This is a genomic window from Gemmatimonadales bacterium, assembly GCA_036500345.1.
Taxonomy (GTDB): domain Bacteria; phylum Gemmatimonadota; class Gemmatimonadetes; order Gemmatimonadales; family GWC2-71-9; genus Palsa-1233.
On sequence record DASYCE010000032.1, the window covers coordinates 141,977 to 159,091 of the forward strand.

General features: G+C 65.0%; 12 protein-coding genes. 7 read left to right on the forward strand and 5 right to left on the reverse strand.

The annotated features are described in order from the left end of the window. Positions 1 to 4: 4 nt before the first annotated feature. The 5 genes from VGM20_15015 to VGM20_15035 are packed head-to-tail and all read right to left on the reverse strand — an operon-like array spanning position 5 to position 3,260. The gene (locus VGM20_15015) at positions 5 to 751 is read right to left on the reverse strand and encodes a methyltransferase domain-containing protein (protein ID HEY4102179.1); all 747 of its coding nucleotides are present in this window, start codon (positions 749 to 751) and stop codon (positions 5 to 7) included. Further along, complete coding sequence (locus tag VGM20_15020) at positions 748 to 1,254, reverse strand: flavin reductase family protein (GenBank protein ID HEY4102180.1); 507 nt, start codon at positions 1,252 to 1,254, stop codon at positions 748 to 750. The genes VGM20_15015 and VGM20_15020 overlap by 4 nt, the downstream gene beginning before the upstream one ends. After that, positions 1,251 to 2,471 carry an FAD-dependent oxidoreductase gene (locus VGM20_15025; GenBank protein ID HEY4102181.1) on the reverse strand — a complete coding sequence of 407 codons (1,221 nt, stop codon included), beginning with the start codon at positions 2,469 to 2,471 and terminating at the stop codon, positions 1,251 to 1,253. Before VGM20_15025 ends, VGM20_15020 begins: the two co-directional genes overlap by 4 nt. Next, positions 2,461 to 2,712, reverse strand: coding sequence for a zf-HC2 domain-containing protein (locus VGM20_15030; GenBank protein ID HEY4102182.1), 252 nt, complete (start codon positions 2,710 to 2,712; stop codon positions 2,461 to 2,463). The genes VGM20_15025 and VGM20_15030 overlap by 11 nt, the downstream gene beginning before the upstream one ends. Further along, entirely contained in the window at positions 2,709 to 3,260 is a 552-nt protein-coding gene (locus VGM20_15035) for a sigma-70 family RNA polymerase sigma factor (protein HEY4102183.1), read from the reverse strand. The genes VGM20_15030 and VGM20_15035 overlap by 4 nt, the downstream gene beginning before the upstream one ends. Before the next feature lie 78 nt (positions 3,261 to 3,338). Here VGM20_15035 and VGM20_15040 point away from each other — a divergent pair, with 78 nt between their 5' ends. From VGM20_15040 to VGM20_15070, 7 genes are all read left to right on the forward strand, one after another. Beyond that, a complete protein-coding gene (locus VGM20_15040; protein ID HEY4102184.1) occupies positions 3,339 to 3,959 on the forward strand; it encodes a hypothetical protein in 621 nt (206 codons plus the stop codon). Next, positions 3,956 to 5,131 (forward strand): M24 family metallopeptidase, encoded by a 1,176-nt coding sequence (locus VGM20_15045; protein HEY4102185.1) that lies wholly within the window; start codon positions 3,956 to 3,958, stop codon positions 5,129 to 5,131. Before VGM20_15040 ends, VGM20_15045 begins: the two co-directional genes overlap by 4 nt. Before the next feature lie 226 nt (positions 5,132 to 5,357). Next, positions 5,358 to 8,762: a TonB-dependent receptor gene (locus tag VGM20_15050; GenBank protein ID HEY4102186.1), complete on the forward strand. Its 3,405-nt coding sequence runs from the start codon at positions 5,358 to 5,360 to the stop codon at positions 8,760 to 8,762. An 89-nt stretch (positions 8,763 to 8,851) separates the two neighbouring features. Beyond that, complete coding sequence (locus VGM20_15055; GenBank protein HEY4102187.1) at positions 8,852 to 12,871, forward strand: T9SS type A sorting domain-containing protein; 4,020 nt, start codon at positions 8,852 to 8,854, stop codon at positions 12,869 to 12,871. 108 nt (positions 12,872 to 12,979) lie between these two features. Continuing rightward, positions 12,980 to 14,077: a PorV/PorQ family protein gene (locus VGM20_15060; GenBank protein ID HEY4102188.1), complete on the forward strand. Its 1,098-nt coding sequence runs from the start codon at positions 12,980 to 12,982 to the stop codon at positions 14,075 to 14,077. Positions 14,078 to 14,141: 64 nt separating this feature from the next. Continuing rightward, positions 14,142 to 15,560, forward strand: coding sequence for a GWxTD domain-containing protein (locus VGM20_15065; protein HEY4102189.1), 1,419 nt, complete (start codon positions 14,142 to 14,144; stop codon positions 15,558 to 15,560). A 62-nt stretch (positions 15,561 to 15,622) separates the two neighbouring features. Next, the gene (locus tag VGM20_15070) at positions 15,623 to 17,065 is read left to right on the forward strand and encodes a hypothetical protein (GenBank protein HEY4102190.1); all 1,443 of its coding nucleotides are present in this window, start codon (positions 15,623 to 15,625) and stop codon (positions 17,063 to 17,065) included. The last annotated feature ends 50 nt before the right edge of the window (positions 17,066 to 17,115 follow it).

Here is a 17,115-nt window from a genome sequence, read left to right on the forward strand (position 1 = left end):
CTGGTCAGCCGATCGAGGGCGGCGAATCGACATCGGTCCGCCACCACGCCACGATCCGGCCGATCCCGAACGGGACGACCGACGCGTGCCCCGCGCCTGCCCCCGCGCAGAGCGACCGGAGTGCCGCGACAGTATACCCGCGGCGCAGCGACGTGACGCCGTCACGGATCGTGATGCGATGCATCGCCAGTGCGGCACCGGCAACGCAGAAACCGGCGGCGGCGAAATAGCCGGGACGGAGATCGGCGACGAGAACCCCACGCCGGGCGACGGCGCTGCTCGCGCGAAAGAGATCGATCGTCGCGTCGCGGCCGAGATGATGGGCGACCTGGGAGAGCAGGACGATGTCGACGCTTCCGGGGCGCAGCGGCAGCGAGCCGGCGCATCCGACGATAGACGGCAGGCCATTGTGCATCGCGAGCCGCGCCGCGACCGGCGTCCGTTCGAGACCGATCGACCGCAGCGTCACGCCGCGCTTCCTTGCTACCGCTGCCGCGCGCGGCGGCAAGTCGCCGGCGCCCGTGCCGATGTCAACGAGGGTGAGCGTCGCCCCGCGGTCCTCCGGAGTGAGCAGCTTTCCGATTCCGTATCGCACCGCTGCGGCGCCGCCGAGCCAGCGATTGGCGCGCGCGATGTCGGTGAGCATCCGGCGAACCAGCGCCGGATCGGTCGACGGATCGTCGAGCGCCTCGGTGCCGATCGGCGAGAGGAGCATGCCCTGACCGGCAGTCTGCGCGCCGCCGTGGGTCACAGGGCGTCGCCGTCGGCGTAGCCGCCGCGGTAGTGGAGGAGCGGCCGTCCGTGATCGGCGGCGTCGCCACCGGTGACCCGGCCGATGAAGAGGGTATGATCGCCCGCCTCGACCTGTCCCCACATCTCGCAGCTGATGTGCGCCAGCGTCCCCGACAGCACCACGTCGTTGTCGCTGCTTCGCGTCCACCCGATCCCGTCGAACCGATCGGAGAGACCGGCGGCGAACCGCCGCGACAGCGCCTCCTGCGAGGCTTCGAGGATGTTGACGGTGAAGCGTGTCGCGACCAGCATCGCCGGGTGCATCTCGGCGGCGTGATCGACGGCGATGGAGATCAGCGGCGGTTCGAGCGACACCGATGCGAACGAATTGGCCGTCATCCCGGCGGGGTGGCCCCGGTCGTCGAGTGTGGTGACGACGGCGACTCCGGTGGCAAAGCGCCCGCAGAGCCTGCGGAAGTTGTCGGGGTCGATCGGCGGCATGGTGCCGCGTGGTGCGGTCACCAGACCATCCGCGTGAGGTACACCGGATTGATCACCCGCCACGGCGAGACGAATTGTCCGGTGACACCGATCAGCGTATCGGCCATTCCCTTGCGCTCCAGCCGCGACACGGCGCGATCGAAGAGCGCCGGCGCGATCATCCCGTAGCCAACCAGCCGCTCGACCAGCCATTTGCCGAGAAAGGCGCGGCGGCGATCGTGGCGATAGCGTGCCAGGCGGCGCGCGGTGATCGGTCCGGGGCGCGACAGCGCCTCGTCGATCGCGATCGCGGCGAGCGCGGCGCCCCGCAGCGCGCTGCAGATCCCTTCGCCGGTAAAGGGATCGAAGAAATCGGCCGCGTCGCCTACGAGGAGAACGCCGTCGGCGGTGCTTCGGCGCGACATCGCGTCGAACGGACCGGTCACCAGCACCTCGCGCGTCATCCGCGAGAAGTCGATCCGGTCACGCACGCCCGGAAACGCGGCGACCCGATCGCGGAAGAACTGCATCGAGTTGCCGCGGGCATGCGCCGCACTCGCCGCCGGAACCACCAGCGCGACGTTGGTCATCCCGGAATCGAGCGCATTGATCCCGGCATACCCGTCGGGCGACACGTGCAGTTCGGTGACCGGCGTCACGTCACGCACGCCGTCGAAATGCGCCACGAACGCCACGCGGCGCATGGCGCCGCGACGGTGCAATCCAGCGCGCCGCGCCACCACGCTGCCGAGGCCGTCGGCACCGACGACGACGCGCGCGGCGAAATGGCAGAGCGCGCCGGTGCGGTCCCGGGCGGCGACACCCGACACCGCGCCGCTGCCGTCGTGGAGCAGTTGCTGCACCGTCATCTCTTCCATCACGACCGCCCCGGCCTCGCGCGCCGCATCGACCAGGATTGCATCGAGGATCCGGCGGCGGAGGCCGAGACCGGTGGCGCGGAACGGCGTGCCGCCGGCGCGGACGAAGCGGCCGGCGAGCCGCGACCCGAACGGACCGATCACCTGCGAGCCGTCGAGCGCCGCGCCACAGGCTGCGTCGACCGCATCGAGGACGCCGAGCTGATCGAGGTGCCGGACCGTCTCGGGACTCATGTATTCGGAACACGCCTTGTCGCGCGGGAAGCGAGCGCGATCGAGCAGCACGACCCGACGGCCGGCGCGCGCGAGATGAAGTGCCGCCGCACTCCCCGCGGGACCTGCACCGATCACCAGAACATCGGCGATCGGCTCAGTTGTCACGCGATTCCTTGGCCATCATCTGATAGATCGTGGCGCGAAGTTCGTCGGGACAGGTCGCGTTGTGCGCCGCCGAGACGAGCCGGTCGAGGAACGCTTCCTCGTGCATCTTGATGCAGAGGCACCGCCGGCAGCCGTCGAGGTGCAGGCGGAGGAGCGCCGCTTGATCAGGCGGAAGCTCGCCGCGACGCAAGGCGTCGAGTTGATCCACGGCGGCTTCACATTCAGGTGGGAGCATGGTCATTCCGAATTCGGGTGCGTAAGAATTCCCGTCGACTCTGCATAACGTCGCAGCCGACCCTGAAGGATCCTGCGGGCGCGGAAGAGCCGCGACTTGACCGTCCCCACCGGGATCTCGAGCGATGACGCGATCTCGGCATACGGCAACCCCTCCATGTCGCTCAGGACCAGCACTTCACGGAACTCCTCCGGGAGCGCGTCGACGGCCTGCAGCACTTCGTCGTCGACCAGTTCGTTGAAGAATCGACCCTCGGGATCGGGGTCGTTCAGGTCGGCCGGTTCGGGAACGCTTTCCATGTCGATCCCTTCCGGTGCCCGCTTGCGCGAACGCCAGCCATTGATGAACTGGTTCCTGAGGATGGTGACCAGCCAGGCACGGGCGTTCGATCCGGGACGGAAGGAGTTCCAGGCGCGGAGGGCGCGGAGCATCGTGTCCTGCACCAGGTCCTCTGCCGCCGCGGGGTCGCCGGTCAGGCGAAGGGCCACGCGGTACAGCGTGTCGAGGTGCGGAACGGCTTCATCTTCAAACAGCGCGATGGGGGCGGCAGCCATGAGCAAAGCTCGTTGGAGTCGAGGGGAGACGCCAGCGCGCCGGTGGCCGGACACGCCTCCGCTATCTTCTCACCACTCATGCACCCCACGCCGGCGCTGATCCCGCTCTCACTGCTCGAAGCCGTCCAGAATATCGATACCCCAGCCGACGACGGGCTGGGCGCCCTGGAACAGGAGCTCGCCGCCAAGCGACTTGGCCTTTCGCCGACGGTCGCGGCGCAGGTGGCGCGCTACCGGCAGCAGGTGCGCGCCGGAACCGACGTCGCCGCCGACGATGTGCTGGCGATCTTCCGTCTGGTGGGACGCCGGCCGGACGCGGCGCTGGTCTACGCCGATGCGGGACGCCGCGCAGCCCGCTACGCCGCGAAGCGCCGCTCCCTCGGCCAGCGGATCGGGATCGCCGCCGCACCCGGGAAATTCGGCGTCTCGCTGGCGTTGCGCGCCTCGTCGCGGATCGGACAGCGATGGCTTGGCGCCGACCTGCGGACCACCGACGGCCGGCTGCGCTGCGAGATGCACGACACGATGGCCTTGCAGGCGCGCGAAGATGGCGCCGCATGCCAGTTCTACACCTCGGCGTTTGCCGAGCTGTTGCGGCAGGTTGGTGGACTCGAGTGGAGTGTCACGCACGAACTCTGTTGCGGCCGCGGCGATCGCCACTGTCTCTGGCGCGCGATGCGGACGGAGGGATACGAATGACGGCGCTGGCGGAACTCGATCGCGACGAAGTCGCGCGGATGCTCACGCAGGTCGGAGCCGACGGCTGGCTCCTCTTCGACTTTCACGGCTGCAACCCGGTGGCGCAGCGGATTCTCCCCGGAGGGATGGGGACGCGGCGCGTCTTCGTCTGGGTGCCGCGACAGGGAGAGATGACGGCGATCGTGCATCGGATCGAGATGCAGCCGTTCGAGACATTCACCGGCACGATCATTCCGTTCTCGCGCCACGCCGAGCTGCACGAGGCACTGCGGAGCACGCTCGCGGGAAAGACGGCAGCGATGGAGATCTCCGCGAAGGACGCCGTGCCGTACCTGGACCGGATTCCCTGGGGAGTGATCGACCTGTTGCAGTCGCTCGGCGTGAAGATCGTCTCGAGCGCCGACCTGGTGACCCGGTTCGCCGCGACATGGACCGCGGCGGAAACTGCCGAGCACGTGAAGGCTGCCGAAATCCTGCGCGAGGTGGCGCTGGCGGCGCTGGCGAAGGCGGTGAAACTGGGGGGGGCAGGGTATACCGAATCGGCGATGCAGCAGGAGGTCGTCGGTGCGATGACCCGGGCCGGTCTGTCGCTGACCACGCATCCGATCGTCGGGTTCGGGCCGAACGCCGCGATGCCGCATTACGAGCCGCACCCCGGCGCCGACCGGACCCTGGCGAAGGATGAAGTGGTCCTGCTCGACCTCTGGGGCGGGATGCGTCCCCGGGCAGTCTTTGCCGACCAGACCTGGATGGGGTTCTCCGGAAGTGCTGTTCCCGCAAAGGTTTCCGAGGTCTGGGGAGTGGTCCGCGATGCCCGGGACGCGGCGATTGCGATGATGCAGGGGCGGCAGCAGCGGGGTGAACCGGTGCTGGGGTATCTCGGCGATCAGGCAGCGCGGGGAGTGATCGAAAAGGCGGGGTATGGGGAGTACTTCGTTCATCGGACCGGCCACAGCATCGACCGCGACCTTCACGGGTCGGGACCGCACCTGGACGACTACGAGACGCATGACGACCGGGGGCTGCTGCCGGGGACCGGCTGTTCGGTCGAGCCGGGGATTTATCTCCCCGGGGAATTCGGGGTCCGGAGCGAGGTCAACCTCTATTGGGGGGACCGGGGGATTGCGGTCACGCCACACCAACCCCAAACCTCGCTCGTGACCATAACTTGACACTTTTCCGGGGGGCCGACATATTCTCGGCAACCCGACAAAGCTCCGTACACCGCACCAAGCACCTCACCACTTCGCTCCATGATGCGCGACCATGATGTCGCGTCGCAGTGGTTTCAGTGTGGTTCCGCACCAGCGGAACATCGCAGGATCAGTCCCGTGCAGCTTCGGCGGGCGCTGAACACGAAGGATTGCTCCACCTCGTACCACGCCTTCGGAGGTTTCCATGACGCAGCGTTGTTTGAGAAGTCTGGCCCGCGCACTGTTTGCGACAGTGGCGCTGGTCACCACCGCCGGGATTGCGTCGCTCAGCGCGCAGTCGACCGGCAAGGTGCAGGGCTACGTGAAAGACGCGCAGGGGCAGCCCGTGGCGAACGCCAGAGTGACGGTGGTCGGCACGGCGTTCAGCGCGCCGGTCAATGCCCAGGGGTACTACTTCATCGAGAACATCCCGGCAGGGACGTATTCGCTCTCGGCGAAGTTCATCGGGTACAAGGAGAAGATCGTTGCGGGTCTCCGTGTCCTCGCGGGTCAGACGGTCAACCAGGATTTCCCGCTCGAGGCCCAGCCGGTCAACATCGCTGAACTCGTGGTGCAGACCTCCGCGGCGCAGAACGCGCTGGTCCCGCGCGACGAACCGACGACCAAGCAGGTCGTCACCGGCGACATGGTGGACAAGCTCCCGGTCGATCGTATCGGCCAGGCATTGGCACTCCAGCCCGGTATCGTCCAGGTGACGAGCTGCGCCACCAACTCGCCGTGCACGCCACTCTTCTCGGTTCGCGGCGGCCGCGTCGACCAGAACGCCACCTACATCGACGGCGTTCCGGTGCAGAACGGCATTCACACCGGCCAGGCGACGGCGACTGGCGGCAATGCGGTGGCAGGCGCACCGCAGCTGCAGGTCGCGACCAACGGCTTCGAAGAAGCCGACGTGACGACCGGCGCCAACTCGGCGTCGTTCGGTAACGCGCAGGCCGGTATCATCAACATTTCGACCCGCACCGGCGGCAGCAAGTTCACCGGCAATCTGTCGTACGAGACCGGCATGCTTGGCGGCGCGTACTACGGTCAGGGGAACAACAACTTCGCCGGTTCGTTCGGTGGTCCGATCACCAAGCGGCTGACCTTCTTCGCATCGGGCCGGCTCGAAGGCAACAATGCGCAGAACGGCGGCCCCTACGGCTGGCTCTTCCCGAGCTACTCGGCGGTCAGCATCGACACGACGTACCGGATCGCCAACGCGTCGAAGGTCGGTCCCGGCCTCAGCTCCGGTGTCACGGACAGCGTCGACGTCAAGGTCTACAACTACGCCGTCACCGAGGGTCCGTGCAGCTCGTTCCAGGGGAGCAGCTCGACGTACGCTCCGATCGCGAACAACTACGGCGCGACCTGCCACGCCAATCAGTCGTACCAGAGCCCGAACACGAACTACTTCACGACCGACAAGCTGAACTACACCTTCGGTCAGGGTTCGCGTCTCGCGCTGAGCTACCTCTATAGCGGCAACCAGCGTCGCAACACGCTCAGCGACGGGACGGCAACCGGCACGATCGATGGTTCGAACGTCGCCACGCTCAACTGGACCCAGACGATCATCCGCCAGGCAAACCACCAGCTGACGCTCGATGCCTACATCTCGCGCCAGTGGAACAACACGACGGTTGGCAAGCTGACGCAGTCGTCGGAGTCGGCAACGCGGTCGTCGCCGCTGGGGATCATCACTCACAAGCTCGACTTCCGGATCAAGCCGTCGGATTTCCCGATCGACTCGACGCTGATCTACAACGTGCTGCTCAACAACGTCGGCCACCGGATCGGCCTCACCGATCCGAAGAACACCGGGCAGTACGGTGCCGTGCCGTCGTACACCGCGAACCTTCCGCCTGATGGCGTCTGCGGCTGCGCGGCAGGAGGCAACGGTGCCGATGACACGCAGCTCTCGTACGACATCGAGAATCGCTGGGTCGGCAAGGCCGATATCGACTTCCAGGCCGATCGCTACAACCGCCTCAAGATCGGCGGCGAATACACCGGCTACAACCTGACCGACTTCCAGAACTCGTCGACCGGTTCGACGACCTTCACCGGCAAGCCGGTTCGGTACGATGCCTACGCCGAAGATCATCTCGATCTCGGTGACGTCGTCCTCGTCGCCGGCGTCCGCTACGACTACTACTGGTCGAAGGCGTGGCGCTGGAACGAATTCCCGAACATCTCGTCGCGTGCGGTACCGGCCAACAGTGGCGGGCCGGCTCGGACGCTGACGCAGTTCGGCACCGACTCGCTGTTCTGCCCGGCCGGCCAGGCGCCAAGCGCCGACGCAGTCTGCGGCCTGGTGCAGGATCCGTCGCACAACTACGTGTCACCGCACATCCAGGTCTCGTTCCCGGTGACCGACAAGACCAACTTCCGGCTCTCGTACGCGCAGGATGTGGAAGCGCCGGACTTCGGTCTGATCTACGCGAATTCGCTCTCCGACATCAACACCAGCGGCCAGAACTCGCGTTCACGCTGGGGCCAGGACCTCGACTTCGGCAAGACGGTGGCCTTCGAGTTCGGCGCCCGTCACGCCTTCAGCGAAGACATGGTGCTCGACGTGGCGGTGTACAACAACGACATCGTTGCCGACCCGTCGTTCGCCTTCGAGCACCCGATCAATCCGCAGACGCTCGCGGGGCAGGTGCTGTACGAGGTCGAGAACACCGACTTCGGCAACACCCGCGGTATCGACGTCCGCCTCGACCGTCGTATCGGCAATTACTTCAACGGCTCGCTGGCGTACTCGTTCCAGGATTCGAAGAACACCGGTACCGATCCGTTCTCGTACCTCGGCTTCTTCGAGCCGCTGTCGGGCTTCACCGGGACGCCGCCGACTGCGGCGCTTCCGACCGGCACGTCGCGGCCGCACTCGTTGACTGCGCTCTTCAGCATCCAGCTCCCGGGCGATTGGGAGAAGGGGACGCTCCTCAACACGATCCTCAAGCGGACCGGCTTCTACGTGACCGGACGCATCGCATCGGGGCTGCCGTACACGCGCTGCAATCCGACTGACCCGGGCTCGGTGGGTGTCGTGACCGGTATCGTCAACGGCGCAAACCAGACCGGAACCTGCGGCGACCTTGGCGCAGCAGAAGGCTTCAACACGTCGCGGTTCCCGATGCTGAAGCAGCTCGACCTCCGGGCCACCAAGGACTTCCGGGTCGGCCGGTACCAGTTCACCGGCTACGTCGACGCGCGCAACCTGCTCAACCTGACCAACGTCGTCGGCGTCTTCTCGCAGACCGGCACGACGAACTCGGGCGCGAACGCAGCGGTCAACTACACCAACGACTCGACCACTTTCGCCACCTTCGGCAAGACCACCGGGTTGTACAACGCAGCCGATGGCTCGTTGAACCTCCCGAAGACGATTGCCGGCTGCGGTGCGGTGAACAACGGGCAGGTATCGTTCGCGCCGGAATGCTTCTACTACATCCGGTCGGAACAGCGGTTCGGCAACGGCGACGGGGTATACACGATCGCCGAGCAGAAGGCTGCGTCGAATGCGAACAATGCCAAGATCAACAGCGTCTATGACTTTGTCACCGGTGGGCGAACGATCAGGTTCGGACTTGAAGTAAACTTCTGACCCGGCCCGGAGCGGCGGCAGCGTGAGCTGCCGCCGCGTCCGGACGACTATTCAGACCCGAGGAATCATCAATGCACGCACTGCGTAGTATGCGGAAACTTTCCGCCGGGGTTGCCTTGGCGGCGTTCGCGGCAGCACTCCTCCCCGGCACGGCCTCGGCCTGGCCGGCGCCGGGAGCGAAGCCACAATTCAAGCTCTTCGCTCGCGCCCTCGGATCGATCGGGGTCAACCGCGTCGAGCTCGGATTGGCGAGTCTGGGCAACATCGGTGTTGACTCGTCGGGTCGCGGTACGACGCAGGGCGGCTTCTGGCCCCGCGGTACCATCGACAACTACATCTTCAACTCCGGTATTCAGGTCGCCGGCCAGATTCAGGGGACCAAGCCGACCAATCCGTGGGGCGGCGACACGGCGGGCGGCCTGTTCTTCGACGCCACCGGTCTCCATGAGCATTCCGAAGGTGTCGAGAACGTCTTCAACTCGGCGAACTCCGCCGACGTCGCGTCGTGGCCTTCGGACGCCTTCGTGCCGCAGGGCGACGCGGTCGCCGATCTGTACGCTACGCCGCTGCAGGGATTGGTCAGCGCGTCGCAGGGCGACGTGCACTTCGTCGCGTGGGAAGGGAATCCGGCGCTCATCAACGGCCGCGCCCACCCACTCGGCATTCTCGCCGACCACCGGCTCCTCGCGTGGAACTATCCGGCCGGCAACCAGGACGTCGTCTACGTCGTGGTGACGCTGTACAACGTCACCTCGGCCAACTGCTCGGATTACGCCGCCGCACGTGCCGGAATTCGAGACCTCCTCTGCGCCCAGGGGCAGAAGTTCCAGTCGCTCAACAACGCCAAATACGGCATTACGCTGCCGACCGGTGGCTACACCATCGGCCCGATGCTCATGGCGTATGCGGCTGATCCAGACGTCGGCAACGCCAGCGACAACTACGCCACGGTCAACCTGCCGTTCGCGATGGGGATGGCCTACGACGCGACGTTCGGCAAGGGGACCGGTGGGTGGTCGTTCGATCCGGCGATCTTCGCACCGCCGTTCTTCGCCGGCGTCGGCTTCGTCGGCATGAAGTACCTCAAGGGACCTGATGGCCCGGGGGCGATCCAGCTCTTCACCAACTCGGTGAACGGTGCCGGGAACGCCGACCCTGCCAACACGACGATCCTCTACCGCATCCTCGCGGGGACGCCGACTCAGACCGATGGTTCATGCGATGTCCCGGGCGACCCGAAGGTCACCCACATCTGCTTCGTCAAGAAGGGAACGTTCACGGACATCCGGATGATCGAGTCGTCGAGCCCGCTCACGCTGGCGCCGGGTGAATTCCGTACGATCGTCGTCGCGCTGATCTTCGCACCGCCGGTGGCATTGCCGGGCTTCGTGCCGAACGCGACGACGAACGTTGATCCGGGTGATCCGACCTGGACCTCCTCGTCCGACTCGATGGTGAAGTACAATGGTGCCAACCGGATCGACTCGCTGGCAGGGTTCGCCGGATACAACGGCGGATTGACCAATGGCGACGGCAGCCATCACGACCCGGTCCAGACCGACTTCTCGGTGATCAAGGGTTCGGTGATGGCGAAGGCGCTGGTGGCGCAGGCCGTCTTCAACGCGAAATTCCTCCAGGAATTCGCGCCTGACGCACCGCAGTTCTTCCTGATTCCGGGTGACAAGCAGGTCACGGTCCTCTGGAAGCCGTCAGACACCGAAACGCTGGGCGATCCGTTCTTCGCCGTCGTCGGTTCGCCGCTGACGAAGGACGCGGACGGCAATTCCATTCCGAATCCGCTCTACGATCCGAACTATCGTCAGTTCGATGTTGAGGGGTACCGGATCTACCGCGGCCGCAGCGACTCGCCAACCGGCCTTCAGCTCCTGGCGCAGTTCGACTACGCCGGCACGACGTTCAAGGATTTCACCGGCACCGTGGTCAGCGGAAACTGTGCCCCGGAACTCGGCATCGAGACCGATTGCCCGGTGACCTTCCCGACGCCGACGAATCCGACGCATGCGGGAACGGCGCCGACCAAGTTTGGGACCTTCAACATCGGGCCGCAGCCCTCGGGCGCTCCGCTGATCTTTGAAGACCAGAGCTGCACGACCTGCCGCGTTCCGCTGGCAGGTGGGACGACGTCGCTCACCGTGACCGCCGATACGGCGGTCTCTGGTGCACTCGACGGCTCATTCCCCCCGCTCGCGGACACCGGTGTACCGTTCGTCTTCATCGACCGCCTCGGCGCCTGTCAGATCTGCGGCGTCGTGAACGGCATCAACTACTTCTACTCGGTCACTGCATTCGACGTGAACGCACCGGGCCACGGCCCGACGTCGCTCGAATCGGCGCGTGTCACCAAGCAGGTCACGCCGCAAAGCGCGGCCGGGAACACGTCGTCAAGCGGCACCATCGCGGTGAGCGGGCTCAGCGGCCGCGGTGTCGCATTGACCGACACGACGCAGCCGACGATTGATACCCTCACGGGCGAATTCTCGAAGAAGATGCCGATCAGCAACTCGGCCTCGCTCTCGGTCGGCATTCTCGTGACCCAGGTCCTCAAGACTGTCACGGCCACCGTCAAGCTCGACTCGATTCTGCTCAATACCGCTGCATCCGGCGGTGGTGGCAACGAAGTCTTCACCGAATACATGTCGGTGACGAATACGGCCGGGACGAGCGTATTCTCCATTCCCGCCACGATGAACGAAGCGGACTACGGCGGTGGTGCGACGACGACGTTCTCAGCCGGGTTCGGTGCGCTGGCAGTCGATTCCGCGTCGTCGAGCGTCTTCGGCGGCGGCAACGGGTTCTCGATCCCCGCAACCATGACCATCCACGTTCCCGGCGGCTACACCACAGGGATCATGGGCCGTGGCTGCATCAACGGCGGTACCAGCGGGACGCCGTTCGCAACCAACCCCGCGCGTCTGTGCGCCTATAACGGACCGCGCTGGTTCATCGGCGACAACGAAACCACGGCCAATCCGAACAGCGACAACGGCGATGCCTTCAATGACGGTTCGCTGCCGGCAACGCTGAACAATGCAGGCGCGCTCGCCGGTGTGACTCACATCTGGCGGCCGATCGAGTACTTCATGGTCCCGACGAACTATCGCGATGTGGCTGGTGCGATGTCGCCGTTCATCACGGATGCGGATTACCGGATGTACTGGGGCGCCGGCGGCAAGGTCGATTCGGTCATCGATCTGACTGACAACACCGTGGTGCCGTTCGACACGCGAATCACATCCTCGTGGGGCTTCCTGAATCCATCTGCGGTTACTCAGGCGGGGACATTCGCCAATCGCTCGGATGGCGCCTTGACGTGGACGGCGATCAGCTGCGTTCAACCGCTCAAGAGCCAATCCGCAATCACGTCGCTGTATCCATGCAGCGGCGCCGCGGCAGCGCTTTCGCAGACCGCTGTTCCAGGACCGGTCCTGATCTGCGTCACAGGTGACGCGGTCGTTGGGACCTCTGGTCCCTCGGCGGCTTGCGACCAGGCCGTGACGCAGGATCCTTCGTCGGTTTCTGCGACTGGAACCGGCTTCATCCTGTACCTCAAGGGTCACTACTACATGATGACGCTCGCCGCCGGAGTGCCGGCGTCGGGGACCCAGTGGACCGTGCGCGACTACACCGGGGCAATCACCGGCGGCAATGGGCGAGCCGGTGCTGGCGGGAAGTATGTGTTCCACCCCGATCCATTCCGGCCGTTCACGGCTCCGGGAATCGGCTTCCAGCTCACGGTCAACACGACCAACACGGTCGCCGACGTCACGGGTGACGTCCTGGCGAAGGTGCACACGGTCCCGGATCCGTACTACGTGACCAGCGCGTTCGACCAGTCGGTCGATACCAAGGACATCCAGTTCGTGAATGTCCCGGCAAACGCGATCATCCGGATCTACACGGTCAGCGGCGTCCTCGTTCGGGTGCTGCAGAACAACACCAGCTCGTTCTCGGCGATCGTCCACTGGGACGTGCGTAACCGCACCAACCAGTTCGTGTCCAGCGGCGTGTACTTCTACAACATCGAAGCCGGCGGCCTCAACCGCACTGGCCGCATGACCATTGTCAACTACGCGAGCACCGTCCAGTAACGTCCAACGTTCTACACCTGGTCCGGCGCACCGCGTGGGCGGGCGCCGGACCGAAGGAGACAAAACCAGATGATTCGGTTCTCTGTTCTGAAGGGCGCTACTGCAGGCATGCTCCTCCTTGCTCCCGCCATTGCCGCGGCGCAGTCCACGACCGGCAATGACAACACCGGCTACGGCACTACTGCCGCCGAATTCCTTCTTCTTGGCGCCAACGCCAGGGGGATGGCGCTCGGTGGCGCCTATGCCGCGGTCGCAACCGACGTCGGCGGCCTCAACGCCAATCCTGGCGCCGTCGCGCTTCTCAAGCGACCGGCGATCCAGGGATCGCAACTGCAGTACGTCGGCGACACCAAGCTCGATTGGGGTGCAGTCGCACTCCCGTTCGGCGGCGGCTCGAGCGTCCTGGGATTCCAGATCGGGACCTTCGGCTTCTCCGACCAGCCGGTCTACACCGTTGGCGATCCGGAAGGCACGGGCGCCTTCTACTCGGTCAACGAAACTTTCATCGCCGGTACACTGGCGAAGAACTTTTCGGACCGATTCTCGGTTGGTATCACAGCCAAGGGCGTGATCGATCACCTCGGTGACGTCAACGGCAGCGCGTTCGCCGTGGACTTCGGGACGCACTTCCATTCGCAGCTCGGGGGCAAGGCAGTGCAGTTCGCCTTCTCACTGTCGAACCTCGGCACCAACATGAGTTATTCCGGTGAAGGGCTGAATCAGAAGATCGACCGCGGCGCGACGCGCGATACCACACCGGGCCAGGGCGGAATCGTTTCGCTCCCGGTCCCCGTCGGATTGCTCGCCTCGTCGTTCGGCCTTCCGACCCTCTTCCGGGTGGCACTCGCCTACGATGTGGTCGAAACGAAGGGCGCCAAGCTGGCGCTGATGGGTGAATTCAACCAGATGCGGTCGAATCGCGGCGCCTTCGGTGGCGGTGCGGAGTTCGCGGCCGACCACATCGGTGGATCGGGATTCGGCGTGGCGCTGCGCGGGTCATACACCTACAACCCGTCGCTCAGCTACGGCAACACCGGCCTGGTCGGATACGTCGAGCCAAGCGATGACAAGAACGCCGGCATTGCCTACGGCGGAGGGGTCTGGCTCGCGTCGAAGGGTGGATTCCAACTCGGCTTCGATTACGCCTGGAAGCGGATCGGCGTGATCGGCGACGTGAACTTCTACACCATTACGCTCGGCTGGTAACGACACCCATGACGGGGATTCTGCCACGGGGCATTACGGCCGGGATTTGCAAGGGAGACAATCCATGCTGATCGCTGCCGTACTTGCTGCCGCGCTCGCGAGCCAACAGGCTCCCGCGCCTGGCGGAATCCAGATGCGCGCCGTGCGGTTCTGGCTACCGGAAGCGCACAAGACAAGTGTGCTGACGATGGTCGAAGTGCCGTACTCGCTGACCACACCGGTCGGCACGGGGCCCGACGCCTACCTCGCATACCAGGTCGTGGTACGCGTCAAGGACGATGCGGGGAAGCTTCTCGACGCCGACCGGTGGACCAAGCACGCGGCTGCATCGTTGCGCACCGACAATGCATCCGCCATCGAGCAGATGAGTTTCGGAGTGCTCCCGGGGCACTACTGGGTTCAGGTCGAAGTCACCGACTCCGCAACCGGGCGCGTGACCACGGACAGCGTTCACTTTGACGGGTACATGCAGTCGCCGGGAGCATCGGACCTCCTCCTGGCAAACCGGATCCGCGTCGTTCCGTCGGGAGACACTGCCCTCGATCCGGGGGAAATCGCTCGAGGGAACTATCGGTTCGTGACGGCGCCGCAAGTACATGTCGACGTGTCGCAACCGGTGGTCGGATTCCTGATGGAAGCGTATTCGCCCGATTCGACCAGTGCCACGCTCACGCTCAAGGTCGCGATGGCCGACGGCAAGGAGATCGCGACACTGATTCCGGTGCAGAAGTCGATCCCGGCGGGCGGCGGCGTGATTGCGTCGCAGTTCTCGGTGGAGGGGCTTCCGGCGGGGTCGTACCTGATCAAGGCGGCGCTCGCCGTCAATGGCCAGACGATCGACCGCCAGGCATCGTTTGTGGTCAACGCCATCGAGCCGTCGTTGCAGCGTGAAATCGCGGTCAACAACGCATCACGCGGACTGGACGAGTCGTATTTCAACTCGATGCCCGAAGATTCGCTCGACGCCGCGGCGGAAGAACTCCAGATCCTTCCGGAAGTGACCAGGCGCGATCTCGAGCCGTACAAGCGCGACGAGCTCACCCTGGCCGCGAAGCGCCGTTTCCTGATCGAGTTCTGGGCCAAGCGCGACAACAACAAGGCGACACCGGAGAACGAAGCGCGGATCGCATTCTACAATGCGATCGCGTACGCCAACGCCCATTACGCGGTGCGATATGTCCCGGGGTGGAAGACGGCGCGCGGCCGGGTCTTCGCCAAGTACGGTTCGCCAACCGATTCGCTGAACGACAACCTGGGTGGCCAGAGCAAGGTTCGATATCTCGTCTGGCGGATTACCCGGTCAAAGGATCGCTGGTTCATCTTCGGCGATCGGGACAACAACGGCAACTACGTCCTGCTCCGTTCCAACGAGACATCGGAGCCGGGGACGCCAGGGTGGCGCGAGCTCATCGACCCGCAATCGGTCATGGATATCGCGAGCTGGTTGGGATTGCCGCGGGCCTATTTCAACAACGACAACTAGCACAGCGTTACACAACGGACTGGTGTCTGGTGGCACCAAGGACCTTTCCTCAGGAGTCCAGCATGAAGCAGATCACGTGTGGTGCGGTCGCGGTTCTCGGGATGTTCACGCTGGCAGGCTGCTATAGCTATGCCAGCAAGGATATCAACAACAGCAACTACGATCTGGTGCAGGCGAATCCGGTCTTCGCCACGATGAATGCCGGCGATTCGGACGAAGTCATTTTTCGCCTCGTCAACGACGCCAACCTCGGCGCACTGACCAGCTACACGATCACCGGCGTCCCGGCCGGAATCGCGGTGAACCCGATCCCCAATTATCGACCGCAATTCCTGAACGACACGCTCAATCCGACCGGCGACAAGACGGCACAGGCGTATTACATCAGGGGCATCACGCCTGGGCGTTACACCTTCGTCGCCACACCAACCTCGGTCAACACCGGGATCTCGACGACGGTGACGGTGCTGGTCCGCCCGATCACGCTCGGATCAGCCTTGTCCAAGCACACCGTCTCCTTCGGCGACACGCTGGTCCTGAGCGCACCGGCCGGGTCAGTCTTTTCGCACGCGTCAGCGGTGACCTTTACCACCGGGGCCGTCGGGATTGTGTCGCTCTCGGCCGATTCGACGAAGCTCACCCTGGTTGCAGGCCCGGGAATCACCGGACCAGCATCGGTCACCAACGTCGGTGAACTTGCCGCTCCGACGATCGTCAAGAAGACGCTCGTGACGCAGGATTCGCTGGTATCGAACCTGCTCACGACGGCGCCGACTACGTTTTCCACGACCACGCCGGATATCGGCGTTCCGATCACCGTGGCGCTCGGCAGCGCGCTCCGCTTTACGTCGACCTCGCAGGTACTGGTCGGCGGGACAAAGGCTGGCATCGAATCGATCTCGGCCGACAGCTCGACGGCGCAGGTTGTACCGCTCGCTGGAACGACCGGTGCGGTCACCTACACCGGTATCGTGCTGAGCTATCTCCCGGGCACCGCGCTCTCTCTGCCGTCTGGCCAGTCCGTGACCCCGACTTCAGTCTACGGGGGTCCGAGCAGCACGCACCCCAATTCGATCGCGACCGCTGACACGATTCCTCTGACCGGAAGCCGCTCTTACGTCGTGAGCAATGGCGGCGGAATTCCGACCGCGTGCTCCGCCGGCGCGGTGGCTGCCTTCGGTGGCGGTATCACCTGCGCATATTGGATTGTGACGATCGGGACTAACGCCAAGATGTCCGGCGACATTCGGTGGACTGCTTCGACTACGGACGATCTCGGCCTGATCCTTCAGAGCGCGGACGGTTCCGGCTGTCTCGCGGTTCTCGCGGATAACAAGGGTCCTGTGCTCGGCAACGTCGGCGATGATGCAACAACGCCACTGAATTGCGGTGAGTCTGCTACCCAGACGCTCACAAGCGGCACGTACCTCTTGACGCTGGTGAGCTTCAACGAAGGTGGGACGACGATCCCGTCATGGTTCCAGTTCAGGATTTCGCAGCCCTGATCAATTGCTGATCGCAGGGACAAGACAACCGCCCCCGTCCGGTCATCGGA